We start from the raw sequence: 25438 nt of genomic DNA on the forward strand, positions 1-25438 counted from the left end.
GTGCAGGCGCGCCACGAGCGGGATGCCCGGGGCATGGCGGAGGCGCACTGCTGTCTTCATGTCGAACACGTTAACACTTGAACTTTGAGAACCTCAAAGCCTTTCTTTGACCATGAGACATGGGGCAAACCGTCCCCCCGGCCGGAGAAAGACCGGCGAAAGACCCGACAACCGCCGCAGGAACGCCGAAGCCCCGGTACGGGAGCGGTGCGGCTCCGGTCCGGGGCTTTCGGCGGGTGTGAGGAACCTTACTGAACCGCGTCCTCACGGGTGCGGTTGGCGTCGAGACGGGCCTTGGTGCGGTCGACCGTGGAGACGATCTGCGCGGACATCTCGTCGCGCTGCTTGCGCAGCAGTACGTAGCTGAGCGGGGCGGAGAGGACGAGGCCGAGGAGGATCACCCAGGCGACGTTGGAGCCGCCGAGGCCGGAGGGGATCAGCCCGAAGTGGACGGCGACACCGGCGACGAGGAAGCAGCCGACGAAGATCAGCAGACGCAACGCCGTGTACCGGATCATCGCGCTCGGCTTGGCAACGGACACGGCAGTCCCTCTCTTCCCGTGAACTCTCGAACTCTCGGTCTCTGCGCACACTCCTGCCCGTCCAGTGAAGCATGGCCCGAATTCTCTCGGTTCAGGGGGTTGCCGGGCCGGACGACGGGGCGGGGGCCGCCGGGCCGAGCGGGAGCAGCATGACGACCTCGTCGCGGTCGTCGCCCGGGGCGGCCCGGATGGCGTCCGGGACCCGGCCGACCTCCTTGTATCCGCAGGCGGCATAGAAGCGGTCGGCGCCGATGCCGCCCCGGCAGGTGAGCCGGATCGCCTCGATGCCGTCGAGGGAGCGGGCCGCGTCGGCGGCGGCGGCCATGAGGTCGCGGCCGTACCCCCGGCCCTGGAGGCGGGGGTGGACCATGACGGTGTAGAGCCAGAGCCAGTGCTTCATCAGCCGGTGGTCGTTGAGGACGAGAAAGGCGGTGGCGACGACCGCACCCTCCTCGTCGCGGCCGACGAGCAGCCGGGCGCGGCCCTGCTCGATGGCGACGAGGTGCTTGAGCAGCTCGGGCCGGATCTCCTCGGCCGTGACGGGCGGGACGAATCCGACGGCACCGCCCGCGTTGGTGACGTCGGCCCACAGGGCGGTGATGCCGTCGCGCAGGGCGGGCGAGAACGCGGGAGCCAGCTCGAAGGTAAGTGCCATTACGTGAGAGTAACCATTACTCCGCCACCGGCTCAACCCGCCCCGGAACGCACGGAAGCCCCGGCCGGGGACGGCGGCCGGAGCTTCCTCCTGCGTACCGGGGCGGGCGTCGGACCTGCCCGGCGTACGGGGATCAGACCCGCATCGGCTGCGGCGACTCGCGCAGGCCGGCATCCGGGCCCGGGTACTCGCGCAGGATCTCGTACCGCGTGTTCCGCTCCACCGGCCGGAAACCGGCGTCGCGGATCAGGTCGAGCAGGTCCTCCCGGCCGAGCTTGTTCGGTGTACCGAAATCGTCGGCGTCGTGCGTGATCTTGTACTCGACCACCGAGCCGTCCATGTCGTCCGCGCCGTGCTGGAGCGCGAGCTGCGCGGTCTGCACGCCGTGCATCACCCAGAAGACCTTGACGTGCGGCACGTTGTCGAACAGCAGCCGGGAGACGGCGAAGGTCTTCAGCGCCTCGGCGCCGGTCGCCATCGTCGTGCGCGCCTGGAGCTTGTTGCGGACCTTGCCGTCCTTCATGTCCACGAAGTCGTGCTGGTAGCGCAGCGGGATGAAGACCTGGAAGCCGCCGGTCTCGTCCTGCATCTCCCGCAGCCGCAGCACGTGGTCGACGCGGTGGCGGGGCTCCTCGATGTGCCCGTACAGCATCGTCGCCGGGGTCTTGAGCCCCTTCTCGTGCGCGAGGCGGTGGATGCGCGACCAGTCCTCCCAGTGGGTGTTGTGGTCGACGATGTGCTGGCGGACCTCCCAGTCGAAGATCTCCGCGCCGCCGCCGGTCAGCGATTCGAGACCGGCCTCGATCAGCTCGTCGAGGATCTCGGAGGCGCTCAGCCCCGAGATCGTCTCGAAGTGGTGGATCTCCGTCGCCGTGAACGCCTTCAGCGCCACGTCCGGCAGGGCTTCCTTCAGCGCGCTGAGCGAGCGCGGGTAGTAGCGCCAGGGGAGGTTGGGGTGGAGGCCGTTGACGATGTGCAGCTCGGTGAGGTTCTCGCCCTCCATCGCCTTGGCGAGGCCGACCGCCTCCTCGATCCGCATCGTGTACGCGTCCTTCTCGCCCGGCTTGCGCTGGAACGAGCAGTACGCGCACGAGGCGGTGCACACGTTGGTCATGTTGAGGTGGCGGTTGACGTTGAAGTGCACGACGTCACCGTTCTTACGGGTGCGCACCTCGTGGGCCAGGCCGCCGAGCCAAGCCAGGTCGTCGGACGCGTACAGCGCGATCCCGTCCTCGCGGGTCAGCCGCTCGCCGGCCCGGACCTTCTGCTCCAGCTCGCGCTTGAGTCCCGCGTCCACCTGGCCGCCTCCCATTCCTCCGTACCAACAGACCCGATCCACCGTACGCCTACGACTCCTCGGGCAACTCCCCGACCCGGTTCTCCCACTTCGTGGAGAGCACGATCGTCGTACGGGTCCGGGAGACGCCCTTCGTGCCGCTCAGGCGCCGGATCGTCTTCTCCAGGCCGTCCACGTCACCGACGCGGACCTTGAGCATGTACGAGTCGTCGCCCGCGATGAACCAGCAGTCCTCGATCTCCGCGAGGTCCTTCAGGCGGCGCGCCACGTCCTCGTGGTCGGCGGCGTCCGAGAGCGAGATCCCGATCAGCGCGGTGACGCCGAGGCCGAGCGAGGCCGAGTCGACGGTGGCGCGGTAGCCGGTGATGACACCGGCGGTTTCCAGCCGGTTGATGCGGTCGGTGACGCTGGGCCCGGAGAGCCCCACGAGCCGTCCCAGCTCGGCGTACGAGGCCCTGCCGTTCTCTCTGAGGGCCTGGATGAGCTGCCTGTCCACCGCGTCCATATGACTGAAACCTTCCATTGTTCAGCAGTACCGCGAGTTTACGTGTAGAATCTAAGGCACGCAGGGTCCACACCCTGCAAATCTTCTAGAACATCCAAGAAACGCTTTCGAATCTTCAGGAGTGAACTTCACCGTGTACACGATCGAGATGGCCTACGCCCGGATGCGCGAGCTGCAGGACCTGGCCAACCGCTCGCGTGCCCACCAGCCCGCCGCCGCCCACCGCGTCGACCGGACCCGCGCCCCGCGCCCCGCCAAGAAGCGCTGACCAGAACCTTTCAGTCCCCCGGGCTGCGGGAGCCGCCACCGAGCTCTCCCTCCCAGCGGCGGTACAGCCGGTGTTCCACCCCGGCCGCGTCCAGCACCCGCCCCGCGACGAAGTCCACCAGGTCCTGGATGTGCGTCGCGCCCGCGTAGAACGCCGGAGAGGCGGGCAGCACGATCGCGCCCGCCTCGTCCAGGGCCACCATCTGCTTCAGCGTCTGGCCGCTCAGCGGGGTCTCGCGCACCGCGACGACGAGCGGCCGGCGCTCCTTGAGCGTCACGCTCGCGGCCCGCTGGAGCAGATCCTTCGACAGGCCGAGCGCCACTCCGGCCACGCAGGCCGTCGAGGCGGGCACGATGAGCATCCCCTTCGCCGGGTACGACCCGGAGGACGGCCCGGCCGCCAGATCACCGGCCGGCCAGTGGCGTACGCGCTCCAGCTCCGCGTCGCCCACCGCGAAGGTGCCGGACTTCCCGTCGGCGCCGCGTTCCAGCCAACAGCGCAGGTCCTCGCGCCAGTGGCCGTCCCGGAAGGCGATGCCCGTCTCGTCCAGCAGGGTGAGGCGCGAGGCCCGGCTCACCACCAGATCCACGCTCTCGCCGCCCGCCAGCAGCCCCCGCAGGACGGCTGCCGCGAACGGGGTCCCCGAAGCACCGGACACCCCGACAATCCAAGGCCGCCGCTGCTGATGAGTCACTGAAGTCCCGGATTCCACATCCTCGAGCCTATCCGGCACACCTCCGGGGCCCGCACCCGGAACCGGGCGGCGCTCCGGGACGTTCCACAGATGACGGGCCAACCCGGGGGCAGGGGCAGACCATGGGCGATTACTGGACCACCGACGGCAACAACACCGGCTCCACCACGAGCGGCAGCGCGCGGGCACTGACGGCCGGAATCCTGATGGTGAGCTGGGTCGCCCTGCTGTGGCTCCTCGAAGGCATCGACGTGATGACCGGGCACGCCCTGGACACCTACGGCATCAGCCCGCGCGAGCTGTCCGAGCTGCGCGATGTGGTCCCGGCCGCGTTCCTGCACAGCGGCTGGGAGCACGTCGCCTCCAACAGCGTCCCGCTGCTGGTCCTGGGCTTCATAGCCGCCCTCGGCGGGCTGCGCCGGTTCGCCGCCGTCGTCGCCACCATCATCGTGATCAGCGGGGTGGGCGTCTGGCTGACCGCCCCGGCGTTCACGGTGACGCTCGGCGCCTCCGGCGTGGTCTTCGGGCTGCTGGGCTATCTGCTGGTCCGCGGCTTCGTGGACCGCCGCCCCTGGGACGTCCTCATAGGCATCGGCGTCGCCGTGGTCTACGGCTCGCTGCTCTGGGGCGTCCTGCCCACCGACTCGGGCATCAGCTGGCAGGGCCACCTCTTCGGCCTCATCGGCGGTGTGGCGGCGGCCTTCTTCTTCCGCCGCCCGCCCGCGCGCCGCGGCCCGGACAACCTGGTCACGGTCTGAGCCGCGCCCGGCAGCGCTACGGGGTGAGGCCGCGCGCCACCAGGTCGAGCAGCGCGCAGACGAAGAGCGCCATCCCGATGAAGCCGTTGACGGTGAAGAAGGCCCGGTTCAGCCGGGACAGGTCGTGCGGCCGCACCACGCGGTGCTCGTAGACGAACGCCACGGCGACGACCGCCATACCGATCCAGTAGAAGACCTCGGCGTCCGTGGCCAGCCCGAACCAGACCAGCAGCCCCGTCGTGACCACGTGGCAGACCCGCGCGCCCCACAGCGCCGCCGGGATGCCGAAGCGGGCCGGGAAGGACAGCACCCCGTGGGCCCGGTCCGCCTGGACGTCCTGGCAGGCGAAGATCAGGTCGAAGCCGCCGATCCAGATCCCGACGGCGAGCCCCAGGATCACCGCGTCCCACGACCAGGAGCCGGTCACCGCGAGCCACGCGCCGATCGGCCCCATGGCCTGGGCCAGGCCCAGGATGGCGTGCGGGTAGTTCGTGAACCGCTTGCCGTACGGGTAGACCACCATCGGCACGACGGCCAGCGGCGCGAGCGCCAGGCAGAGCGGGTTGAGCAGGGCGGCGGCCCCCAGGAAGACGGCCAGCGCGACGAGCGCTCCCGTCCAGGCCGACCGTACGGACACCGCGCCGGTCACCAGCTCACGCCCGGCCGTACGCGGGTTCCGGGCGTCGATCTCCCGGTCGATGATCCGGTTCGCGGCCATCGCGAAGGTCCGCAGCCCCACCATCGCGAGCGTCACGAGCAGCAGGACGCCCCAGTGGATCGTGCCGTCCAGCTGGAACATCGCGGTCAGCGCGGCGATATAGGCGAAGGGCAGCGCGAAGACCGAGTGCTCGATCATCACCAGCCGCAGGAAGGACTTCACCCTGCCGCCCGACGACGCGGAACCGGGCGCGGAGCCGGGGACGGACGCCGCCGCCTCTGCCGCGCTGCTCACAGCCCGTACTCCTTCCAGCGGCGGTCGACCTTCGCCGCCGTCTCCGGGTCGGACTCGACCATCTCGGGCCAGCCGCCGTCCCGGGTGTACCCCTCGGTGGGCAGCTTCCGGGTGGCGTCGATGCCCGCCTTGCCGCCCCAGAACTGCTGGTAGGAGGCGTGGTCCAGATGGTCGACCGGGCCCTCGGTGACCGTGAGGTCGCGGGCGTAGTCGGTGTTGCCGAGCGCCCGCCAGGCGACCTCGTGCAGATCGTGGACGTCGCAGTCGGCGTCGACGACCACGATGAGCTTGGTCAGCGACATCATGTGCGCGCCCCAGATCGCGCTCATCACCTTCTGCGCGTGCTTCGGGTACTTCTTGTCGATCGAGACGATCGCGCAGTTGTGGAAGCCGCCCGCCTCGGGGAGGTGGTAGTCCACGATGTCCGGCACGATGATCTTCAGCAGCGGCAGGAAGAACCGCTCGGTGGCCCGGCCCAGCGGCCCGTCCTCGGTCGGCGGGCGGCCGACCACGATGGACTGGAGCAGCGGGCGCTTGCGCATGGTGACGCAGTCGATGGTCAGTGCGGGGAACGGTTCCTGCGGGGTGTAGAAGCCGGTGTGGTCCCCGAACGGGCCCTCCGGCAGCATCTCCCCCGGCTCCAGCCACCCTTCGATGACGACCTCGGCCTGGGCGGGGACCTGGAGCGGCACGGTCTTGCAGTCGACCATCTCGATCCGCTTGCCCTGGACGAACCCGGCGAACAGGTACTCGTCGATGTCCCCGGGCAGCGGGGCGGTGGAGGCGTACGTCACGGCGGGCGGCGCGCCGAAGGCGATGGCGACGGGCAGCCGCTCACCGCGCCGGGCGGCGACCTGGTAGTGGTTGGCGGAGTCCTTGTGGATCTGCCAGTGCATCCCGATGGTGCGCTTGTCGTGGCGCTGGAGCCGGTAGAGCCCCAGGTTCCGTACGCCGGTCTCGGGGTGCTTGGTGTGGGTGAGGCCCAGGTTGAAGAAGGAGCCGCCGTCCCCGGGCCAGGTGAAGAGCGCGGGCAGCGCGTCCAGGTCGACCTCGTCGCCCTTCAGCACGACTTCCTGGACCGGCGCGTCGTCCGACTTCACCTTCTTCGGCGGTACGTGGACCATCGAGCCGAGCTTGCCGAAGGCTTCCCGTACGCCGACGAAGCCCTGCGGCAGCTCCGGCTTGAGCAGCCCGGCGATCTTGTCGCTGATGTCGCTGTAGGACTTCAGCCCGAGCGCCTTGAGCAGGCGCCGGTCGGTGCCGAACACGTTCATGGCCAGGGGCATCGAGGAGCCCTTGACGTTCTCGAAGAGCAGGGCGGGGCCGCCCGCCTTGTTCACCCGGTCGACGATCTCGCCGACCTCCAGGTGGGGGTCGACCTCGGCCTTGACGCGCTTGAGATCACCATCGCGTTCAAGAGCCCGGAGCAGGGAGCGGAGATCGTCGTAAGCCATGCGGTCCAGTTTGTCATCCCCGCCCGCGCGGCCCCGCCGGGGCTCCCCCGCCGCCGCACCCCGAAAGTCCGGGCGGTTGCCCGGAAAGTGCTGCTCCGGGCCGGGGATCGAAGGTGACGAGCCGGTACCCTGGCCGCGACACCGGGGAAACACCGAGCCCCACCACCACTCACTGGGGGACGCACCATGTTGAGAGCCCTGATGTTCATCGTTCCGCTGGCTCTGACGATCTACGCGTTCATCGACTGCCTGAACACCTCGGAGGAGGACACCAAGCATCTGCCGAAGATCGCCTGGGTCTTCATCATCCTGCTGTTCTGGATCGTCGGCCCGGTCGTCTGGCTCGTCGCGGGCAAGACCCGCCAGAACGCGGCCGGTGGCACGGGCCCGGCCGGATGGCAGCGGAACCGGCGGCAGCAGTGGGTGGCCCCGGACGACAACCCGGACTTCCTGAACTCGCTGAAGGAGCAGGAGCGCGAGGAGCAGGAGCGCCGCGAGGGCGGCAAGGGGCCGGACGACAAGACCCCGCCCGCGTCCTGAGGCGCGAGGCCACCGCCGTACGCGAGACGTACAGCGCCCCCGGACGGAGACCCGTCCGGGGGCGCTGTACGTGTGCGGCCGATGTTCCGAAGGCCCCTGAAGGGCTCAGACCCCGGCGTAGGAGTGCAGGCCGGAGACGAAGATGTTCACGCCGTAGTAGTTGAACAGCCAGCAGCCGAAGGCGACGAGCGCCAGATAGGCGGCCTTGCGGCCCTTCCACCCGGCGGTGGCGCGGGCGTGCAGATAGGCGGCGTAGGCGACCCAGGTGATGAAGGACCAGACCTCCTTGGGGTCCCAGCCCCAGTACCGGCCCCAGGCGTCGCCCGCCCAGATCGCGCCCGCGATGATCGTGAACGTCCAGAGCGGGAAGACCGCCGCGTTGACGCGGTACGAGAACTTGTCCAGCGACGACGCCGAGGGCAGCCGCTCCATGACCGAGGTGGCGAACTTCCCGGGCGCGCCGCCGGAGGCGAGCTTGTTCTCGTAGCTGTCGCGGAAGAGGTAGAGGACCGTGCCGACCGCGCCGAGGTAGAAGACCGCGCCGCAGAGGATCGCGGTCGAGACGTGGATCCACAGCCAGTACGAGTGCAGCGCGGGCACCAGCTGGTCGCTCTCGGTGTAGAGGACCGTCGTCGCGAGACCGAGGTCCAGCAGGACCGTGGTGACCAGGGGGAGGCCGATCCAGCGGACGTTCTTCTTCAGCGCGAGCAGCACCAGGTAGGAGCCGACCGCCACGGTGGAGAAGGTGATCGAGAACTCGTACATGTTGGCCCAGGGGGCCCGCTGCACGGAGAGGGCGCGGGTGATGACCCCGCCCGCCTCCACGGCGAAGGCCACCACGGTCAGCGAGACCGCGATCCGGCCCCACAGGTCGCCCTTGAACGTGCCGCCCGCCGCGCCCGGCCCGTCGGGCACGTCACGGGTTCCGGCGGCGGCGCGGGTGACGACCTTCGGCCGCTCCAGTACGGCGGTGCCACCGGCCTGGGTGACCACCTGGGGGGCGGCGGCGCCACCGGCCCGGGAGCCGGACAGCCCGGCGGCCGTACGGCCCACCTTGCTGCGGCTGCCGAGGACCCACTCCGCGATGTGCGCGAAGAAGGCCAGGGTGTAGACGGCCATCGACGAATAGATCAGTACGTTGCTGATCTCCGCCAGGTTCTCGTTGGTTGCGGCGGCGAGATTCACTTCTCAGCCCCTTCGGCAGGTGCTTCGGCAGGGTGTACGGGCCGGCTCCCGGCCTCGTTGGTGGCGTCCGCGTCGGTGGACCCGGGCGTGTCCGGTTTCTCCTCGGCGGCCGGCGCGACCGGCGCCGTCGTGATCAGGGCGGCCGCGAGGTCGCCCAGCTCCTCGGGGAGCTTCGCGGACTCGCTGCGGCCCAGGCCCGCCATCTCCACGACGGTCACCCCGTCCGCGCCCCGGACCGCCCGCACCCAGACCCGGCGGCGCTGGATGAACAGCGAGGCGGCGAGTCCGGCGATGGCGGCGATGGCGCCGCCGAGCGCCCAGCCGTTGCCCGGCTGCTGCGAGATCTGGAAGCTGGCCCACTCCTCGATGCCGTCGAATGTGATCGAGCCCTCCCCGTCGGACAGGTCCAGCTTCTCGCCGGGGCGCAGCATCTTCTTCAGCAGCTCGCCGTCCTCGTTCTTGAACTCCTTCATCTTGGACGTGTCGAGCTGGTAGACGTTCTGCGGCAGCCCGGAGTCGACCCCGAGGGAGCCCCGGTAGGCGCTCAGGGCGAGCACCGGGAACTCCGCGCCGGGGAACTGCGAGAACATCTGGCCCTTGCCGTGGCCCGCGAAGGTCGGCACGAAGAACGCCTTGAAGCCGAGCTGGGTCTTGACGCCGTTCTTGTCGCGGTAGCCGTCCATCACCTTGATCGCGCCGGTGGAGGTGATGTTGTTGTCGATCGGCAGCAGCGGTACGGAGCTCCGCGAGACAACCTTGCCCTTGCTGTCCCGGACGGTGACGACGGGGGCGTACCCGTGGGCGATCAGATAGACCTTGGTGCCGTTCACGACGAGCGGTTCGTTGACGCGGATGACGGCCTTGCGGTCGGGGCCGTCGGCGCCCTCGTTGTAGGTCACCCGGGCCTCGAAGGTGCGGGGCGTGCCGCGCTGCGGGCCCTTCTCCTCGTACGTACCGACGAACTTGTCCAGGGTGAAGCTGAAGGGGGCCAGCGTGTCGGAGTCGTAGAGCGAGCCGGACTTGAAGTCGTCGTACTGGGTGAGCGTGTTGGCGAAGCCGCCGCCCTCGACGATCAGCTTGCCGCCCTCGGACTTGAAGAGCTGCCCGGCGGCGAAGGCCACCAGCATCACGATCAGCGCGATGTGGAAGACCAGGTTCCCGGCCTCGCGCAGATACCCCTTCTCGGCGGCGACCGCGTCGCCCACCGGGTGGGCCCGGAAGCGCCGCTTGCCCAGCACGCCGAGGGCCGCCTCGCGGACCGCCTCCGGTTCCGCCTCCGTACGCCAGGTGGTGTACGCGGGCAGCCGGGTCAGCCGCTTGGGGGCGCCCGGCGGGCGGGAGCGGAGCTGGCCGACGAACTGGCCGGTGCGCGGCACGATGCAGCCGATGAGCGAGACGAACAGCAGGATGTAGATCGCGGAGAACCACACCGAGCTGTAGACGTCGAAGAGCTGGAGCTTCTCGTAGATCGGCGTGAGGGTGGTGTGCTGCTCCTTGAACTCCTGGACCTTGAAGTCGTCGACGCTGGTCTGCGGGATCAGCGAGCCGGGGACCGCGCCGAGGGAGAGCAGGAAGAGCAGGATCAGCGCGACCCGCATCGAGGTGAGCTGGCGCCAGAACCAGCGGACCCAGCCGATCACCCCCATCGCGGGGACGCCGCTCCCGGCCCCGGATTCCGGCTCCGGGCGCTCCTCGCGGGGCGCGGTGGAGAGCCGCTCCCCGGCCGCGCGGTCGGCGGGCTCGTCCGCCGGGACGTCCGTACGGGCGTCGGTGTCCGTGCTGTTCGTCTTGCTCATGAACTCAGATCCCCACAACGAAGCCGCTGGACCAGCTCTGCATCTGCTGCATGAGCGTCGCCCACACACCCGTCAGCAACAGGATTCCGGTCACGATCATCATGCCGCCGCCGATCCGCATGACCCAGGCGTAATGGCGCTTGACCCAGCCGAACGCGCCGAGCGCCTTGCGGAAGGCGACGGCGGCCAGGATGAACGGGACGCCGAGTCCGAGACAGTACGCGACGGTCAGTATCGCGCCACGTCCGGCGGTGGCGCTCTGGGTCGAGAGCGCCAGCACGGAGGAGAGCGTCGGGCCGATGCACGGGGTCCAGCCGATCCCGAACAGGGCGCCGAGCAGCGGTGCTCCGGCCAGACCGGTCACCGGCCGCTTGTGGAGGCGGAACTCGCGCTGCGTCACCCCCGGCAGGAGCCCCATGAAGAAGATCCCCATGAGGATCATCAGCCCGCCGAGCACCTTGTTGAGCACCTCGGCGTGCGTCTGGAGCTCGTTGCCGAAATAGCCGAAGAGGGCCCCGGTGGAGGCGAACACGGCGGTGAAGCCGAGGACGAAGAGCGAGGCGCCCGCCACGACCCGGCCACGCCGGGCGTCGGCCAGGTCGGTGCCGCTGACCCCGGTGACGTAACTCAGGTAGCCGGGGACGAGCGGCAGGACGCAGGGCGAGAAGAACGAGATGAGCCCGGCCAGCAGGGCGATGGGCAGGGCCAGCAGCAGGGCACCGGACATGACGGTCTCGTTGGTGGCGGCCAGCGTGACGGTGCTCACGACGGTGTCGTTGTACGGGGCGAGCGGGATCACCGGATCACTTCTCCGCGATGATCGGGTCGATCATCTCGCGCAGCTGCTCGGCGTCCAGCGGCTGGAGCGTGCGGGCCGCGATCTTCCCCTCCCGGTCGACCACCACGGTGGACGGGATGGCCTGCGGGTTCAGGGTGCCCTTGGGGAAGCGGAGGATGAGCTTGCCGATCGGGTCGAAGTAGCTCGGGTAGGTGATCCCGTAGTCCTTCTCGAAGTTCACCGCGGGGTCCCGCTCCGCGTCCCGGGTGTTGATCCCGAGGAACTGGACGCCCTGGTCGGCGGTCTCCTCGGAGACCTGCGCGAAGTACTTCGCCTCCAGGCGGCAGGGGCCGCACCAGGAGCCCCAGACGTTGAGCACGACGACCTTGCCCTTGTAGTCGGCGAGGTCGAGCGGCTTGCCCTCCAGGCTCTCGCCCTGGAGCTTCGGAGCCTCGGGCCGCTCGCCCTTCGCGACGGTGGAGATGCCCCCGCTGCCGGTGATGAAGTTGGTGTTGCCACCGCCCTGGGCCTTGTTGCCGTCCCCGCACGCGGACAGCGTCAGGGCACCGGCCACGGCGGTGGCGGCGAGCAGGGTGAAGCGGCGTCGGGACGCACGGCCAAAGCTCATGTGAAAAGTTTCGCATGGCAGTTCCGGCGATCTCCCGCACCCCCCTCGGTGCCCGTAAAGCCCCTTGTCAAGCCTGTTTAAAGAAGGAGTTCCAACCGCCCGCGGGCGACTGTCCGACCTCCAGGGTGCGGAGCTTGGCGAGGACGGCGGGGTCCTGTACGTCGAGCCAGTCGACGAACTGCCGGAAGGAGACGAGCCGTACGTCCTTCTTACCGGCGGTCTTCTTGATCACTTCTTCCACGGCGTCCATATAGATGCCGCCGTTCCACTGCTCGAAGTGGTTGCCTATGAAGAAGGGCGCGCGATTCGTCGTATAGGCGCGCTCGAAACCGGCGAGATAGGCACCGGTGGCCTGCTTGCGCCAGCCCGGATAACGCGAGGGCATGCCCTTGGTCGAATTCTTCGACTGGTTGGCGAGGATGTTGTAGTCCATCGAGAGCACCTCGAAGGAGTGCCCGGGGAACGGCATCGCCTGGAGCGGGAGGTCCCAGACGCCGCCGCGCTTCACGGGCCAGGTCTGACGGCCGCCGGGCGAGCTGGCGTCGTAACGCCAGCCCAGCTTGCTCGCGGTCGGCAGGAGATTGTCCTGGCCGAGCAGACAGGGGGTACGGCCGCCGATCAATTCCTTGCGGTAGTCGAACGGCAGCGGGTCCTCGTCCTCCCAGCCGGTATTGGTCCGCCATTCCGTGACGAAGGACACAGCCTGATCGATCTCGCTCTGCCATTGCGCGGGGGTCCAGCGCTCGACGGAACCGGAACCGCCGCAGAAATGCCCGTTGAAGTGGGTGCCTATCTCATGGCCGTCCAGCCATGCCTGGCGTACGTACGTCAGCGTGTCCTTGACGTGATCGTCCGTGAGATAGCCGATGTCGGAGGCGCCGCGCGGGTTGTTCGGGGGACGGTAGAGGGATTTCTTCGACTCGGGCAGCAGATAGAGCCCGGAGAGGAAGAAGGTCATCGCGGCGTCGTGGTCCTTGGCCAGCTTCAGAAAGCGCGGGAAGAGCCCGTTGCCGACCTCGCCCGCCCCGTCCCAGGAAAAGATCACGAACTGCGGCGGCGTCTGGCCGGGTTCGAGCGGGACGGGGGCGGCGGGCTGGTGGGGCTGCTTGCCGGTGTCGGCGGTGGAGCCGTCGCCGATCAGCCGGGCCTTCTTCTTCGGCGAACCGTTTCCGCCGCCCGTGCCGTCCTTGCCGGTGTCCCCCTTGCCACCACTGCCACTTTCGCCGCCGTCCCCGGACCGGCCGCCCTCCGCCGAGCCGGAGGAACTGGAGAAGCCGCAGCCCGCGAGTCCGATCGCGGCGGCGGTGCCGAGCCCAGCGCCGAGCAGTCCCCTTCGATTGATGTCGCGCATGCCGTCCCCATCTGCGGTCGTTTTATCTCAAGGCCATACAAACTGCTGAAGAGTGAGAGGCCCGAGACAACGCGGCGGTTCCGTGCAATTGGGGACTTTTTCTACGCTTTACCTTGCGGCGGGGCGGCCGCCCCGTCCGCAGGCGCGGCGCGGCGGCCGGTCACTTGGGGGCGGACCCGCCGGTCAGCTTCCGGCAAGGTGGCCGGCCGGACCCGCGGGCAGACCCCGGGGACGTACGACCGGGCCGTGCGCGACCGGGCCCCGGGCCACCGCACCGTCGGCGGCCGGACCCGTCCCACCCTGGAACCCCGCCGCGTCCACGTCAAGACCGGCGCCCAGCAGATCCACCAGGGCGTCGGCCAGGAACCCGCGCCAGCAGGCGTAGTCGTGGCCGCCGTTGTGGACGGTACGGGTGACCCGGTGGCCCCGGGCGCGGAGCACCGCCCGGAGGGCCTCGCTGTGTTCCGCCAGGGCCCCCTCGTGCAGGCCGACATCGAAGTGGACGACGGCCCCGGGCGCCCCCTGCCCCCCGTCTTCGGGGAGGCCGTCGCGGAGCCCGGCGGCGAGGGTGGCCAGCCAGGGCGTCCCGACCGCGTCCGGCGCCCGGACCCCGGGGTCGAGCGCGGGCCGCCACCACAGGGACGGGGACTGCGCGACGACCCTGCCGAACCGTTCGGGCCGGGTGAGACCGGCGTACAGGGCGGTCATCCCGCCGAGCCCCTGACCGGCCACCGCGGTCAGCTCCGCCCGCGCGGTCAGCGGCCACCGGGCGCCCGCCCAGGGCACCACCTCGTCGGCGAGGAAGGAGGCGTAGCTCTCCCGGCCGCCCAGCTCCAGCCTGCGGGTGACGGGGTCGGCCGCGTCCGGGGCGAGGACCACGAGCGGCGGGAGGGCCCCGTCGGCGATCAGCGCGTCCAGGGTGTCCTGGAACCCGAGCCGCCCGAACCACATGTCGCCGTCGCAGAGCACCAGCAGCGGCAGACGGTCCCGCTCCCCGGCCCCGGACGCGGACCGGAACGGAACGGCGTCCGGCGGCAGGTACACCCACACATCCCGCTCCACGCCCAGGACTCCGGCCGGAACGGTGTGCCGCTCGACGGTGCCGCGCGGGATGTCGGCACGCCGGGCGGTCCAGGGCTGGGGCGGGGCGTCGGGCAGGGCGAGGACCGAGCCCTGTGCCGTACGCCAACGGGCCGGTATCCGGTCCTGGTTCAGCGGATCGGGCCCCGCGTGCGCCCGCAGCGCCAGCAGCCGCCGCTGGAGCAGGGCCGGGTCGGTGGGGGCGGGCCCGGCGGAGATGTCGGCCACCATCCGGTAGGAGGCGCGGTGGTCGGCGCGCAGCCGGTAGCCGAGGTACCAGACGTCGGTGCCCGGCAGCTGGTGGAGGAGCGAACCGGCGAGCCGGTCGGGGTCGCCGATGCCGGGGGCCAGCAGCAGGACCCGGCGGGTGGCGCGGTGGCCGCGCCACAGGAAGGTGACGGCCCGGTGGCCGGGGGCGTCGTCGAGTTCCTCGACGAGGGGGGCGCCGGTACGGGCGGCCTCGGCCCAGAACGCCTCGGTCAGCGCGGACCGGGCGGCGGCGTCCCGGGCGCCTTCGACCTGCCGGGCGAGCCGGGCGATACGGGGGCCGGTGACGGGCCAGGGGGCGGTGTCCGCCGCGTCCGTACAGTCACTCATCGGCGGGCCGCCTCACCGGGCCGGACCGCGGCACCGGTCTGGGGTCGGGGGCGTTCATCGGGGCAGTACGCGTCATCGCTCCACCGCTCTCGTCACAGCGAACTTAGCTTAGCCTAACCTAATTTAACGCACCGCCATGTCCTGTCCGTACGGCGTCGGCAACGAGAACGGGACCGACCGCGACGGCGGTCGGTCCCGTATGTTCACGTGCTCACGTGTACGGAGCTGTTCACGTACGCACGGCGTACGGAGCGATTACGCGCCGAACGCCTTCGACTTCCCCTTCACCGGCTTCGCCCCGGCCAGCAGATGTACGGGCACCAGGTCGCGGGCCGGCTCCGAGTAGCCGACCGAGACGATCGTGTCGCCCTGATAGGTGAAGCTGGTCAGCGAGGCCAGCGTGCACTGGCGCCTGCGCGGGTCGTGCCAGAGCCTGCGGCGCTCCACGAAGGAGCGGACGATCCAGATCGGCAGCTGGTGGCTGACGCAGACCGCCTCGTGCCCGCGCGCCGCGTCCTTGGCGGCGTCCAGCGCCCCCATCATGCGGACGACCTGCTCGATGTACGGCTCGCCCCAGGACGGCCGGAACGGGTTGGTGAGGTGCTTCCAGTTGTCCGGCTTGCGCAGCGCCCCGTCACCGACGCCGAAGGTCTTGCCCTCGAAGACATTGGCGGCCTCGATGAGGCGGGGGTCGGTGGCCAGGTCCAGGCCGTGCGCCTTGGCGACGGGCGCGGCCGTCTCCTGGGCGCGCTCCAGCGGGGAGGCGACGACATGGGTGATGTCGCGCTTCTCCAGGTGGTCGGCGACCCGGTCGGCCATCTGCCGCCCCAGCTCGGAGAGGTGGTAGCCGGGGCGGCGCCCGTACAGGACACCGTCCGGGTTGTGCACCTCGCCGTGGCGCATCAGGTGCACCACGGTCAGCTGCTCGTCGCGGTTCACGTTCCCGTTGCTTCCGCTGCTCATGCGGTGGCCTCCGATGCGGCACGGGCGGCGGCGGGCAGGGCGGCGGCGACACGCTCGATCGCCCGCTCGTCGTGGGCGGTGGAGACGAACCAGGACTCGAAGGCCGAGGGCGGCAGGTAGACGCCCTGCTCCAGCATCGAGTGGAAGAAGGCGGTGAAGCGGAAGGCTTCCTGCTTCTTGGCGTCGTCGTAGTTCCGGACCGGCTGGTCCGTGAAGAAGACCGAGAACATGTTGCTCGCGGACGACACGGTGTGCGCGACGCCTTCCTTGGTGAACGCGTCGCCCACCAGGGTGCGCAGTTCGGCGGAGACCGCGTCGATCCTCGCGTACGCCGCGTCGTCGAGCAGCCGCAGCTGGGCGAGCCCGGCGGCGGTGGCGACCGGGTTCCCGGAGAGGGTGCCCGCCTGGTAGACCGGGCCGGCCGGGGCGAGGTGCGCCATCACGTCGGCGCGACCGCCGAAGGCCGCGGCGGGGAAGCCGCCGCCCATGACCTTGCCGAAGGTCATCAGGTCGGGGCGGACGCCGTCGACGCCGTACCAGCCGGCCTTCGACGTACGGAACCCCGTCATGACCTCGTCGGAGATGTACAGGGCGCCGTTGGCCGCGCAGAGCTCCTTGAGCCCGGCGTTGAAGCCGTCGGCGGGCGGGACGACGCCCATGTTGCCGGGCGACGCCTCGGTGATCACGCAGGCGATCTCGCCGGGGTGCGCGGCGAAGGCGGCCCGTACCGCGTCCAGGTCGTTGTACGGCAGCACGACGGTGTCCCCCGCCGTGGCGCCGGTGACGCCCGGGGTGTCGGGCAGGCCGAAGGTGGCGAGCCCGGACCCGGCGGCGGCGAGGAGGGCGTCCACGTGGCCGTGGTAGCAGCCGGCGAACTTCACGACCTTGGCCCGGCCGGTGAAACCGCGCGCCAGCCGGATCGCGGACATGGTCGCCTCGGTGCCGGAGGAGACCAGACGGACCTGCTCGACCGGTTCGATCCGCGCCACGATCTCCTCGGCCAGCGCGACCTCGCCCTCACCCGGCGTACCGAAGGACGTGCCCCGGGAGACCGCTTCCTGGACGGCGGCGATGACCTCCGGGTGGGAGTGGCCGAGAATCATCGGCCCCCACGAACAGACGAGGTCGACGTACTCGCGGCCGTCGGCGTCGGTGAGGTACGGACCGGTGCCGGACACCATGAACCGGGGCGTACCGCCCACGGCCCGGAAGGCACGCACGGGTGAGTTCACGCCGCCGGGCGTCACGACGGACGCCCGGTCGAACAGCGACTGCGAAACTGGGGCTTCGTATGAATACGCCACTTTGGTCCTGATCTGCGGTTCGGGTATCGGGAGGCCGGGCCGGAAAATCCAAGGTAATCCCGGCCACCGGTGAGCAGGGAGCGCGCTCCCCTCGTATCACGAAAGAGCGTCGGCACCCTCACGTCTGCGAAACTGGGGCGACATAGGGAAAGCTCACCCATGCCATGGTGTCAGAGCCACGGACGGTCTTGCGGACAGGTGTTTCACCGCACGCCCGCGGGGGAGGTCACTGACACGATGATCGGGTTGCGCGGCGGGGGCTGTGTCTCCTAAGAAGTAGTCGGGTGGATGAGATATGCATCGCGGTGGCGGAGTGGGCGAAGGGACCGACGACCTGGGGCCCGAGCCTGCCCGGCGAGGGCGGCACCGGCGCAGGGCCGAGCGCGCACAGGGCAGGGGCGCGGAGAGCACTCCGCCCCCCGGGAGCAGGAGCGGTGGCGGAATGGGGGTGACCTACAAGTACTTCGGTGCCCCGGACGGGGCGACCGCGGCACGCGTGCCCATTTCGATGCGCCCGGAGGAGCTGGGCGGTGACGAGCTGGGCATGGGCGGCATGTTCACCAAGATCAAGCCGGAGACGGTGGCCGCCATGGTCCTGACCGGCATCCAGGGCATACCCCTGCACAAGGTCCCTCCGCTGGAGCTGGTCGTCCTCCACCCCGACTACGCGGTGGTCAAGCTCCCCATGACCGTCGTCGACCCGCTGCGCGGCGTCGGCGAGGAATCGGTCGGCGCGGCGGCCTTCATCTGGTCCACGGTCCCCGACCGCGGCGGCCCGCGCGACGCCTTCAACGTCTACCAGCTGCTCCACGAGTGGCAGGACTTCTCGCACCGGCTGCATGACGCGGGGCACCAGGCGTACTGCCTGGTCTGGCCCTGACGGCGCCTGGTCCAGCTCTGACGGCAGGGGCGGATTCCGCTTCCGCTTCCCCTCTGATTCCCCGCCGGTCCCTCGCCGATCCCCCGCCGATCCCCCGCTGACGGGAGCCGCGCCGACGCATCGGGGCACCGCCCTGCCCGAGCTCGGCGAGCTCTCACGGGGCCGAGCGTGCCGCCCCCACCCGCCCTCCCCCGCTCCCCCGGCCCCCGCTCCCCCGGCCCCCGGCCTGACATCACCGCCCGGAACCCGGGCATCAGTGACGTACACCCGCTCGAACCGCTCACACACCCGCACCCACGCGCACCCATTCGGTCGAAACGGGCCAATAAATGGCTGAAGTCTGATCTTCAGCCCACCCGCCCGATCCGCCGATGCAGAGGACAACGACCCTCAAGGAGGTCCGCCGTGGGCGACGTACTGCTGGCTCTGTCCATCCCCGTCCTCGTCTTCGGCGGCGGGATCTACGCGGCCTGCGACTGCTGGTGGCGCCGCAGGCACCCGGCGCCACCGTCCCCGTACACCCACCGGGCGGCCCGCCTCGCCGAACAGGACATGCTGCTCCTGGCCGAGGAGATCGTCGACGACGCGTACGCCGCGCTCGCCCCGCTCTACGACCCCCCGGCCGCCCCGCCTTCCACGCGCGCCGCCGCCCGGCCCACCGTCCTCAGCCCCCGGCCGGACGCCACCCCGGATCGCGCCCCGTCACCCCCAGCAGCCGCTCGAAAGCCGTAGCACCGGGCCCCACCGGGACCGGCTCGCCGAACACCTTCATTTCCCGGCCCTGCGGTGCCATGGCCGTCAGCACCGGCTCCACCTCCTCGACCGCCACCGGGTCCGGGACGAACTCCGCGCCCGTCGCCCGCGCCAGGTCCCACGCGTGCAGGGTCAGATCGCCCAGCACCATCAGCCCCACGGTCCGGGCGGGCAGCCCCATCTGACCGGCCGTCCCCTCCTCGGCCCCCGGCGCGTCCCACGCGGCCACCAGGCGGGCGGTCTCCTCCCCGAACCGGTCCCGCCAGTCGCCGTCCGCCACGAAATCCGGCTCCTGGGTGAAGTCCGCCTCCTCCCGGGCCGCGAGGGCCTGGAAGTTCACGACCACCAGGAACAGGTGGTTCAGCAGGGCCCGTACGTCGTACTCGGCGCAGGGCGTACGGTCGCCCAGCCGCTCGTCGTCGATCCCCCGCACGACGGGCAGGGCCCGGCCGGCGGCGGCTTCCAGCAGTTCACTGATCTTCTGCGTCATGGGTCCCACGCTCCCCCTCCGGACCGCCCGCGTCTTGAAGAAACGCGACAGGCCGGCCGTGGCACCGCACTTTAGGATCAGCGCCATGGCCACCGGACCGGGCCCCGGCCCCGAGCACGGCCCCGGACCGCGCCGGGACACCCGGGGCATCGTGGACGCCCCGGACCTGTTCGCGCACGTACGCTTCCGCCGCCGCGAACCCGCGCCCGCGCTGCGCCCGTACCTGGAGCACTACTGGCTCATCGACTGGCAGCTCGACCGGCCGTACACCGCCCATGTCGTCCCGCACCCGTCGGTCAACCTCGTCGCGCAGCGGTACGGGGCCGGGGAGACCGGCCGGGAACGGGCCGGGTACGCCGAGGTGGCGGGCATCGCCCGCGGGCTGTTCACCCGGAAGCTGACCGGGCGCGGCCGGGTCTGCGGGGTGCAGTTCCGGCCCGGCGGCTTCCGCCCGTTCGCGCCGGAGCACGCCCTGAGCGACCTGACGGGGCGCCGGGTCGACGCCGCCGAGGTGCTCCGTACCCCGCCGGACCTCCACGCGGTCCTGGACCCGGACGACGAGGACGCCCGGGTCGCCGCGCTGGACGCCTGCCTGCTCGCCCTGGAGCCGCGCCCGGACCCGCAGGCCACACTGGCGATGGAGCTGGTCGACCGGGTGCGTACGGACCGCTCGGTGCGCCGGACCGGGCAGCTCGCCCGGGACGCGGGCCTCTCCCCCCGTACGCTGCAACGGCTCTTCGCCGCGTACGTCGGGGTGGGCCCGAAGTGGGTCATCCTCCGCTACCGCATCCACGAGGCGCTGGAGCGAGCGGAGTCCGACCCGGGGGTGGAGTGGGCGCGGCTGGCGGCCGACCTCGGCTACAGCGACCAGGCCCATCTGGTACGGGACTTCACCGCCACGGTGGGCGTCCCCCCGACGGCGTTCGCCCCGCCACCGCCTCCGTAGGCGCCCCAATTCCCTGGCAGCCCGCCCCGCCCCGGTGGCATCCTGGCCGGGTGAACGGACCCGAGATCACCCTCGAAGTAGCCCCTGAGCTGCGGCTCTTCGTCCCGCACGACCGACGCCGGGGCGCCACGCCGCTCACCACCGACGGCGCCTCCACCCTCGGCCATGTCATCGAGTCCCTCGGCATCCCGCTCACCGAGGCCGGCCCGCTCCTGGTGAACGGCGCCCCGGCGCCCCGCTCCCACATCCCCGGACCGGGCGAACACATCGCCGTACGGGCGGTCGAGCGCCCCCAGCAGGTCCCCGGCGCCCCCCTGCGCTTCCTCCTCGACGTCCATCTCGGCACGCTGGCACGGCGGTTGCGGCTCCTGGGCGTGGACGCGGCGTACGAGAGCGAGGACATCGGCGACCCGGCGCTCGCCGCCCTCTCCGCGCGGGAGCGGCGCGTCCTGCTCTCCCGGGACCGGGGGCTGCTGCGCCGCCGGGAGATCTGGGCGGGGGCGTACGTCTACAGCGACCGCCCCCAGGAGCAGCTCCGCGACATCCTCGGCCGCTTCGCCCCGGCCCTCGCCCCGTGGACCCGCTGCACGGCCTGCAACGGCACGCTCGCGCAGGCCGACAAGGACGCGGTGAGCGACCAGCTGGAGCACGGCACGCAGCAGGCGTACGACGTGTTCGCGCAGTGCACGGAGTGCGCCCGGGTGTACTGGAGGGGCGCGCACCACGGCCATCTGGAGACGATCGTCTCCGACGCGGTACGGGAGTTCGGCGACGCGGCGGCGTGAGCGGACGGCACGGGCCTCACTCCGGGGCATGACGGCATGGACCTCACTCCAGGACATGGCGGAGGTACGCCTGCGGATCGGCCAGATAGCGCCGCCAGTGGTCGACCAGCTCCAGGTCCGCCCACCGCACCCGCTCCATGCCGCCCGCCCCCACCTGCACGATGTCGGCGCCCGGCAGCGCGGTGAGCAGCGGTGAGTGCGTGGCGCACACCACCTGCCCGCCCGACGCCACCAACCGGTCGATGTGCCCGAGGAGTTCGAGGCAGGAGCCGAAGGAGAGCGCGGCCTCCGGCTCGTCCATGACGTACAGCCCCGGCACCACAAACTTCTCCCGGAAGGCCGCGAGGAACCCCTCCCCGTGGCTGCGGGCGTCCGGATCGAGGCTCTCCCGCTCCAGGGCGTCGAGGGCGGTCTCCGCGCGCAGGAAGAACCCCTTGCGCGCGGACCGGCTGTAGGCCATGCGCCGCCCCCGGGGCGCGGTGTCGAAGCGGACGCGCTCACCGAGGACGGACTTGCCCCGCGAGGTGGCGTACTTCCAGTCGAGCGAGCCACCGTACGAGTCCAGCCCGAACCCCTCCGCGAGGGCCTCCACCAGCGTGGACTTCCCCGAGCCGTTCTCGCCCACGAGGAAGGTCACCGGCGCCCGGAACGGCAGCCCCTCGGCGAGGAACTGCCGTACGCACGGCACCGACCAGGGCCACTCGTCCTGATCGGGGGAGTCCACATGGGCATAGGCGCGTTCGACGATCACGTCACCATCATCGCCTGCCCACCGGCCACCGGTTCAGAAGGCGTAGGCGTCCCCCGTGGAGGGCGCGAGCACCTCGTGCGCGTCGTTCTTGGGGTTCGTGTCCCGCACCCCGCCGTTCCATACGGTGTCGAGCCGTACGACGACCTCGTCGGGGCTGCTCGCCAGCTTCAGGTCCAGCGCGGTCTGCCGGGCCCCGCCACCGGAGCGCAGCCCGCCCGTCTCGCAGAGCACGGCGGCCCCGCCGCTCCGGAGGCACCCGTACGGCAGCTCCTGCCGCGGGGCGAGCGGCTCGGAGAAGCGCAGCCGTACGGTCGAGGCGGGCACATCGGAGGGGCCGCGGTTCTCGCTCCGGATGCGGATGGCGATGCGGTCGCCCCAGAGGGAGACATGCCCATGATGGGAGAGGTCGGCTTCAGGCAGAGGAACGGCCTCAAGCAGAGGAACGGCTTCCGGCACGGGAGCGGCGGCAGCGGCCCCACCCCCCTCCCCGGCCGTCACAGGCACTCCGACGGCCGGCATCACGGCCCCCGCCAGTACGGTCATCGCCGCCGCCATCGCCGCGACGGCGGACAGCGGCATCAGCAGTCCTTTACGCGTCAGTCCCATGACCGGAAGATACCGATATCACCGGATAACCCTATGAAAGGACAGACTCGACGCGCTCTTACCCACCCGCACAGCCCACGAGGACTACAAGGACGACGGGTACGGGGACACGGGGACCGCGGACCGTCCGGTCACCAGCTGCCTATCCTTTCCCCGTCACCGGTCAACTGCCCGAGGAGATCGCCATGCCCGCCACCCCCATCGCCGTCGTCACCGGCGCGAGCAGCGGCATCGGCGCCGCGACCGCCCGTACGCTGGCCGCCGAAGGCTTCCGGGTCGTGCTCACCGCGCGCCGCAAGGACCGGATCGAGGCGCTCGCCGCCGAGATCACCGAGGCGGGCCACCAGGCGACGGCCTACGCCCTGGACGTCACCGACCGCGCCGCCGTCGACGAGTTCGCCACCGCGTTCCGCTCCCTGGCCCTCCTCGTCAACAACGCGGGCGGCGCACTGGGCGCCGACCCGGTGGCGACCGGCGACCCCGCCGACTGGCGCCAGATGTACGAGACGAACGTCATCGGCACCCTCAACGTCACCCAGGCCCTGCTGCCCGCCCTCACCGCGAGTGGCGACGGCACGATCGTGATCCTCTCCTCCACGGCCGCGCTCTCCTCCTACGAGGGCGGCGGCGGCTACGTGGCAGCCAAGCACGGCGAGCACGTCCTGGCCGAGACCCTGCGCCTGGAGATCGTCGGCACCCCGGTCCGCGTCATCGAGGTGGCCCCCGGCATGGTCAGGACCGACGAGTTCGCCACCACCCGCTTCCGCGGCGACACCGAGAAGGCCGCGAAGGTCTACGCGGGCGTGGACGCCCCCCTCACCGCCGAGGACGTGGCCGACACGATCGGCTGGGCCGTCACCCGCCCCAGCCACGTCAACATCGACCTCCTGGTGGTCCGCCCCCGCGCCCAGGCATCCAACACGAAGGTCCACCGGGTGCTCTGAGCGGGGCAAAGCCTGCGCCGTCTGCTAGGAAGAGTCCGGCCGGACGCCCGGTCGGCCACCCCACCCGAGGAGCGGCACACGATGAAGCTGGTGGTACAGGAGTTCCTGACCCTCGACGGCGTATCCCAGGGCCCCGGGGCCCCGGACGAGGACACCAGCGACGGGTTCACCCGAGGCGGCTGGTTCGTGCCTCACCTGGACGAGGAGTTCGAACGGCTGGCCGGTGAGTGGCTCGGCGAGGCGGACGCCTTCCTCTTCGGGCGGCGCACCTACGAGAACTTCGCGCGGGACTGGCCCGGAATGACCGACCACCCCAACGCCCGCATCCTCAACGGCCTGCCCAAGTACGTGGCCTCCGACAGCTTGACCGAGGCCGCCTGGAATCCGACCACGGTCCTCTCCGGCGACGTACCCGCCCAGGTCGCCGAGTTGAAGCGGCGCCCCGGACGGGAGCTCCAGATCCACGGCAGCGCCCGGCTGGCCCAGTCGCTGCTCGCCGCGGGTCTGGTCGACGAACTGCGCCTGGCCATCGCCCCGGTCGTCATCGGCCAGGGCCGCCGCCTCTTCCCCGACAGCGGGGCCCCCACCGGCCTGCGCCTCATCAGCCACAGGACGACTCCGGGAGGGCTCTCCGTACACGTCTTCGGCACCACGGGGGCCCCGGAGTACGCGACCTACGGAGCCGGCACCCCTTAGCCCCCGCCCTGCTCGGCCAACGCCCCTCGCCCATCAGCCCTTCACGCACACCACCTGCTTGAGCTTCGCGACGACCTCGACCAGGTCCCGCTGCTGGTCGATGACCTGCTCGATCGGCTTGTACGCGCCGGGAATCTCGTCCACCACCCCGGAGTCCTTGCGGCACTCCACACCCCGCGTCTGCTCCTCCAGATCCTTGGTCGAAAAGCGCCTCTTCGCGGCGTTCCGGCTCATCCGCCGCCCCGCTCCGTGCGACGCCGAGTTGAACGACTTCTCGTTGCCGAGCCCCTTCACGATGTACGAGCCGGTGCCCATGGAGCCCGGGATGATCCCGTAGTCCCCGGAGCCGGCCCGGATCGCGCCCTTACGGGTGACCAGCAGGTCCATGCCCTCGTACCGCTCCTCCGCCACGTAGTTGTGGTGGCAGGAGATGACCGGCTCGAAGGTGACCCGCGCCTTCTTGAACTCCTTGCGGACCACGTCCTGGAAGAGCCCCATCATGATCGCGCGGTTGAACTGCGCGTACTCCTGCGCCCAGAAGAGGTCGTTGCGGTACGCCGCCATCTGCGGGGTGTCCGCGATGAACACCGCCAGGTCCCGGTCGATCAGGCCCTGGTTGTGCGGCAGCTTCTGCGCCTGGCCGATGTGGAAGTCGGCCAGTTCCTTGCCGATGTTCCGCGAACCGGAATGGAGCATCAACCAGACAAAACCGGTCTCATCAAGACAGAACTCGATAAAATGATTCCCCGATCCGAGCGTTCCCATCTGCTTCGTGGCACGTTCCTGACGGAACTTGACCGCTTCCGCGATCCCGTCGAACCGCCCCCAGAAGTCGTCCCACCCCGCCGTCGGGAACCCGTGCAGCCGCCCCGGGTCCACGATGTCGTCGTGCATCCCCCGGCCCACCGGAATGGCCTGCTCGATCTTGGAGCGGAGCCGTGACAGGTCGCCGGGAAGATCGTTCGCCGTCAGGGACGTCTTCACCGCGGACATCCCGCAGCCGATGTCGACCCCGACCGCGGCCGGGCAGACCGCACCCTCCATCGCGATCACCGAACCGACCGTGGCCCCCTTGCCGAAGTGGACGTCCGGCATGACGGCGAGACCCTTGATCCAGGGCAGCGTGGACACGTTCCGCAGCTGCTGCATCGCCACGTCCTCGACCGACTCCGGGTCGGTCCACATCCGGATGGGGACCTTCGCCCCCGGCACCTCTACGTACGACATAACTCCTCGATTC

Annotated in this window: 27 protein-coding genes; 8 read left to right on the top strand and 19 right to left on the bottom strand. The window is 70.7% G+C overall.

Going from position 1 to position 25438, the window contains the following annotated elements; genetic code table 11:
* Positions 1-248: 248 nt before the first annotated feature.
* The 5 genes from B7C62_13915 to B7C62_13935 form a co-directional block, all read right to left on the bottom strand.
* A complete protein-coding gene (locus B7C62_13915; GenBank protein ID ARF73240.1) occupies positions 249-518 on the bottom strand; it encodes a hypothetical protein in 270 nt (89 codons plus the stop codon).
* Between the two features lie 115 nt (positions 519-633).
* Positions 634-1197, bottom strand: a complete 564-nt coding sequence (locus B7C62_13920) for a GNAT family N-acetyltransferase (protein ARF73241.1) — start codon at positions 1195-1197, stop codon at positions 634-636.
* 133 nt (positions 1198-1330) lie between these two features.
* Positions 1331-2494: an aminofutalosine synthase MqnE gene (locus tag B7C62_13925; GenBank protein ARF77156.1), complete on the bottom strand. Its 1164-nt coding sequence runs from the start codon at positions 2492-2494 to the stop codon at positions 1331-1333.
* Positions 2495-2543: 49 nt separating this feature from the next.
* On the bottom strand, positions 2544-2999 hold the full coding sequence (locus B7C62_13930) for an AsnC family transcriptional regulator (GenBank protein ID ARF73242.1): 456 nt from the start codon (positions 2997-2999) through the stop codon (positions 2544-2546).
* Positions 3000-3277: 278 nt separating this feature from the next.
* The gene (locus tag B7C62_13935; GenBank protein ID ARF73243.1) at positions 3278-3961 is read right to left on the bottom strand and encodes an aromatic acid decarboxylase; all 684 of its coding nucleotides are present in this window, start codon (positions 3959-3961) and stop codon (positions 3278-3280) included.
* A 122-nt stretch (positions 3962-4083) separates the two neighbouring features.
* On the opposite strand from B7C62_13935, the gene B7C62_13940 reads away from it, so the two are divergent.
* Complete coding sequence (locus B7C62_13940; protein ARF73244.1) at positions 4084-4719, top strand: rhomboid family intramembrane serine protease; 636 nt, start codon at positions 4084-4086, stop codon at positions 4717-4719.
* 16 nt (positions 4720-4735) lie between these two features.
* Here the strand turns inward: B7C62_13940 and ubiA are convergent, their stop codons facing one another.
* Together ubiA and B7C62_13950 are read right to left on the bottom strand one after the other, a co-directional pair.
* On the bottom strand, positions 4736-5671 hold the full coding sequence (gene ubiA / locus B7C62_13945; GenBank protein ID ARF73245.1) for a 4-hydroxybenzoate polyprenyltransferase: 936 nt from the start codon (positions 5669-5671) through the stop codon (positions 4736-4738).
* Positions 5668-7125: a menaquinone biosynthesis decarboxylase gene (locus tag B7C62_13950; protein ARF73246.1), complete on the bottom strand. Its 1458-nt coding sequence runs from the start codon at positions 7123-7125 to the stop codon at positions 5668-5670. Before B7C62_13950 ends, ubiA begins: the two co-directional genes overlap by 4 nt.
* 201 nt (positions 7126-7326) lie before the next feature.
* Between B7C62_13950 and B7C62_13955 the strand changes: the two genes are divergently transcribed.
* A complete protein-coding gene (locus B7C62_13955) occupies positions 7327-7665 on the top strand; it encodes a hypothetical protein (GenBank protein ARF73247.1) in 339 nt (112 codons plus the stop codon).
* Between the two features lie 105 nt (positions 7666-7770).
* On the opposite strand, the gene B7C62_13960 is transcribed toward B7C62_13955, so the two are convergent.
* The 8 genes from B7C62_13960 to B7C62_13995 form a co-directional block, all read right to left on the bottom strand.
* A complete protein-coding gene (locus tag B7C62_13960; protein ID ARF73248.1) occupies positions 7771-8850 on the bottom strand; it encodes a c-type cytochrome biogenesis protein CcsB in 1080 nt (359 codons plus the stop codon).
* Positions 8847-10646, bottom strand: a complete 1800-nt coding sequence (locus B7C62_13965) for a cytochrome C biogenesis protein (protein ID ARF73249.1) — start codon at positions 10644-10646, stop codon at positions 8847-8849. The genes B7C62_13960 and B7C62_13965 overlap by 4 nt, the downstream gene beginning before the upstream one ends.
* A gap of 4 nt (positions 10647-10650) precedes the next feature.
* A complete protein-coding gene (locus B7C62_13970) occupies positions 10651-11445 on the bottom strand; it encodes a cytochrome C biogenesis protein ResC (GenBank protein ID ARF73250.1) in 795 nt (264 codons plus the stop codon).
* 4 nt (positions 11446-11449) lie between these two features.
* On the bottom strand, positions 11450-12052 hold the full coding sequence (locus B7C62_13975; GenBank protein ARF73251.1) for a redoxin domain-containing protein: 603 nt from the start codon (positions 12050-12052) through the stop codon (positions 11450-11452).
* Between the two features lie 67 nt (positions 12053-12119).
* Entirely contained in the window at positions 12120-13403 is a 1284-nt protein-coding gene (locus B7C62_13980; protein ID ARF73252.1) for a hypothetical protein, read from the bottom strand.
* A 183-nt stretch (positions 13404-13586) separates the two neighbouring features.
* Positions 13587-15080 carry an enterochelin esterase gene (locus B7C62_13985; GenBank protein ARF73253.1) on the bottom strand — a complete coding sequence of 498 codons (1494 nt, stop codon included), beginning with the start codon at positions 15078-15080 and terminating at the stop codon, positions 13587-13589.
* Positions 15081-15335: 255 nt separating this feature from the next.
* Complete coding sequence (locus tag B7C62_13990) at positions 15336-16043, bottom strand: hypothetical protein (GenBank protein ID ARF73254.1); 708 nt, start codon at positions 16041-16043, stop codon at positions 15336-15338.
* A complete protein-coding gene (locus B7C62_13995) occupies positions 16040-17311 on the bottom strand; it encodes a glutamate-1-semialdehyde-2,1-aminomutase (protein ID ARF77157.1) in 1272 nt (423 codons plus the stop codon). The genes B7C62_13990 and B7C62_13995 overlap by 4 nt, the downstream gene beginning before the upstream one ends.
* A gap of 331 nt (positions 17312-17642) precedes the next feature.
* Between B7C62_13995 and B7C62_14000 the strand changes: the two genes are divergently transcribed.
* Positions 17643-18227, top strand: a complete 585-nt coding sequence (locus tag B7C62_14000; GenBank protein ID ARF73255.1) for a hypothetical protein — start codon at positions 17643-17645, stop codon at positions 18225-18227.
* Between the two features lie 405 nt (positions 18228-18632).
* Positions 18633-18959 (top strand): hypothetical protein, encoded by a 327-nt coding sequence (locus B7C62_14005; GenBank protein ID ARF73256.1) that lies wholly within the window; start codon positions 18633-18635, stop codon positions 18957-18959.
* On the opposite strand, the gene B7C62_14010 is transcribed toward B7C62_14005, so the two are convergent.
* The gene (locus B7C62_14010; GenBank protein ID ARF73257.1) at positions 18892-19470 is read right to left on the bottom strand and encodes a TIGR03086 family protein; all 579 of its coding nucleotides are present in this window, start codon (positions 19468-19470) and stop codon (positions 18892-18894) included. The two genes, B7C62_14005 and B7C62_14010, sit on opposite strands and share 68 nt — an antisense overlap.
* Before the next feature lie 85 nt (positions 19471-19555).
* Between B7C62_14010 and B7C62_14015 the strand changes: the two genes are divergently transcribed.
* Together B7C62_14015 and B7C62_14020 are read left to right on the top strand one after the other, a co-directional pair.
* A complete protein-coding gene (locus B7C62_14015; GenBank protein ID ARF73258.1) occupies positions 19556-20416 on the top strand; it encodes an AraC family transcriptional regulator in 861 nt (286 codons plus the stop codon).
* Positions 20417-20466: 50 nt separating this feature from the next.
* Positions 20467-21201 (top strand): hypothetical protein, encoded by a 735-nt coding sequence (locus B7C62_14020; protein ARF73259.1) that lies wholly within the window; start codon positions 20467-20469, stop codon positions 21199-21201.
* A 43-nt stretch (positions 21202-21244) separates the two neighbouring features.
* On the opposite strand, the gene B7C62_14025 is transcribed toward B7C62_14020, so the two are convergent.
* Entirely contained in the window at positions 21245-21952 is a 708-nt protein-coding gene (locus tag B7C62_14025; protein ID ARF73260.1) for an ABC transporter, read from the bottom strand.
* Between the two features lie 33 nt (positions 21953-21985).
* On the bottom strand, positions 21986-22531 hold the full coding sequence (locus B7C62_14030) for a hypothetical protein (GenBank protein ARF73261.1): 546 nt from the start codon (positions 22529-22531) through the stop codon (positions 21986-21988).
* A 212-nt stretch (positions 22532-22743) separates the two neighbouring features.
* Between B7C62_14030 and B7C62_14035 the strand changes: the two genes are divergently transcribed.
* Both B7C62_14035 and B7C62_14040 read left to right on the top strand, forming a co-directional pair.
* A complete protein-coding gene (locus tag B7C62_14035; GenBank protein ARF73262.1) occupies positions 22744-23502 on the top strand; it encodes an oxidoreductase in 759 nt (252 codons plus the stop codon).
* A gap of 81 nt (positions 23503-23583) precedes the next feature.
* Complete coding sequence (locus B7C62_14040; protein ID ARF73263.1) at positions 23584-24198, top strand: deaminase; 615 nt, start codon at positions 23584-23586, stop codon at positions 24196-24198.
* A 33-nt stretch (positions 24199-24231) separates the two neighbouring features.
* Here B7C62_14040 and B7C62_14045 read toward each other — a convergent pair whose 3' ends face one another.
* Positions 24232-25425 carry an RNA-splicing ligase RtcB gene (locus B7C62_14045; protein ID ARF73264.1) on the bottom strand — a complete coding sequence of 398 codons (1194 nt, stop codon included), beginning with the start codon at positions 25423-25425 and terminating at the stop codon, positions 24232-24234.
* Positions 25426-25438 lie beyond the last annotated feature (13 nt).

This window comes from Kitasatospora albolonga, from assembly GCA_002082585.1.
GTDB classification, from domain to species: domain Bacteria; phylum Actinomycetota; class Actinomycetes; order Streptomycetales; family Streptomycetaceae; genus Streptomyces; species Streptomyces stephensoniae.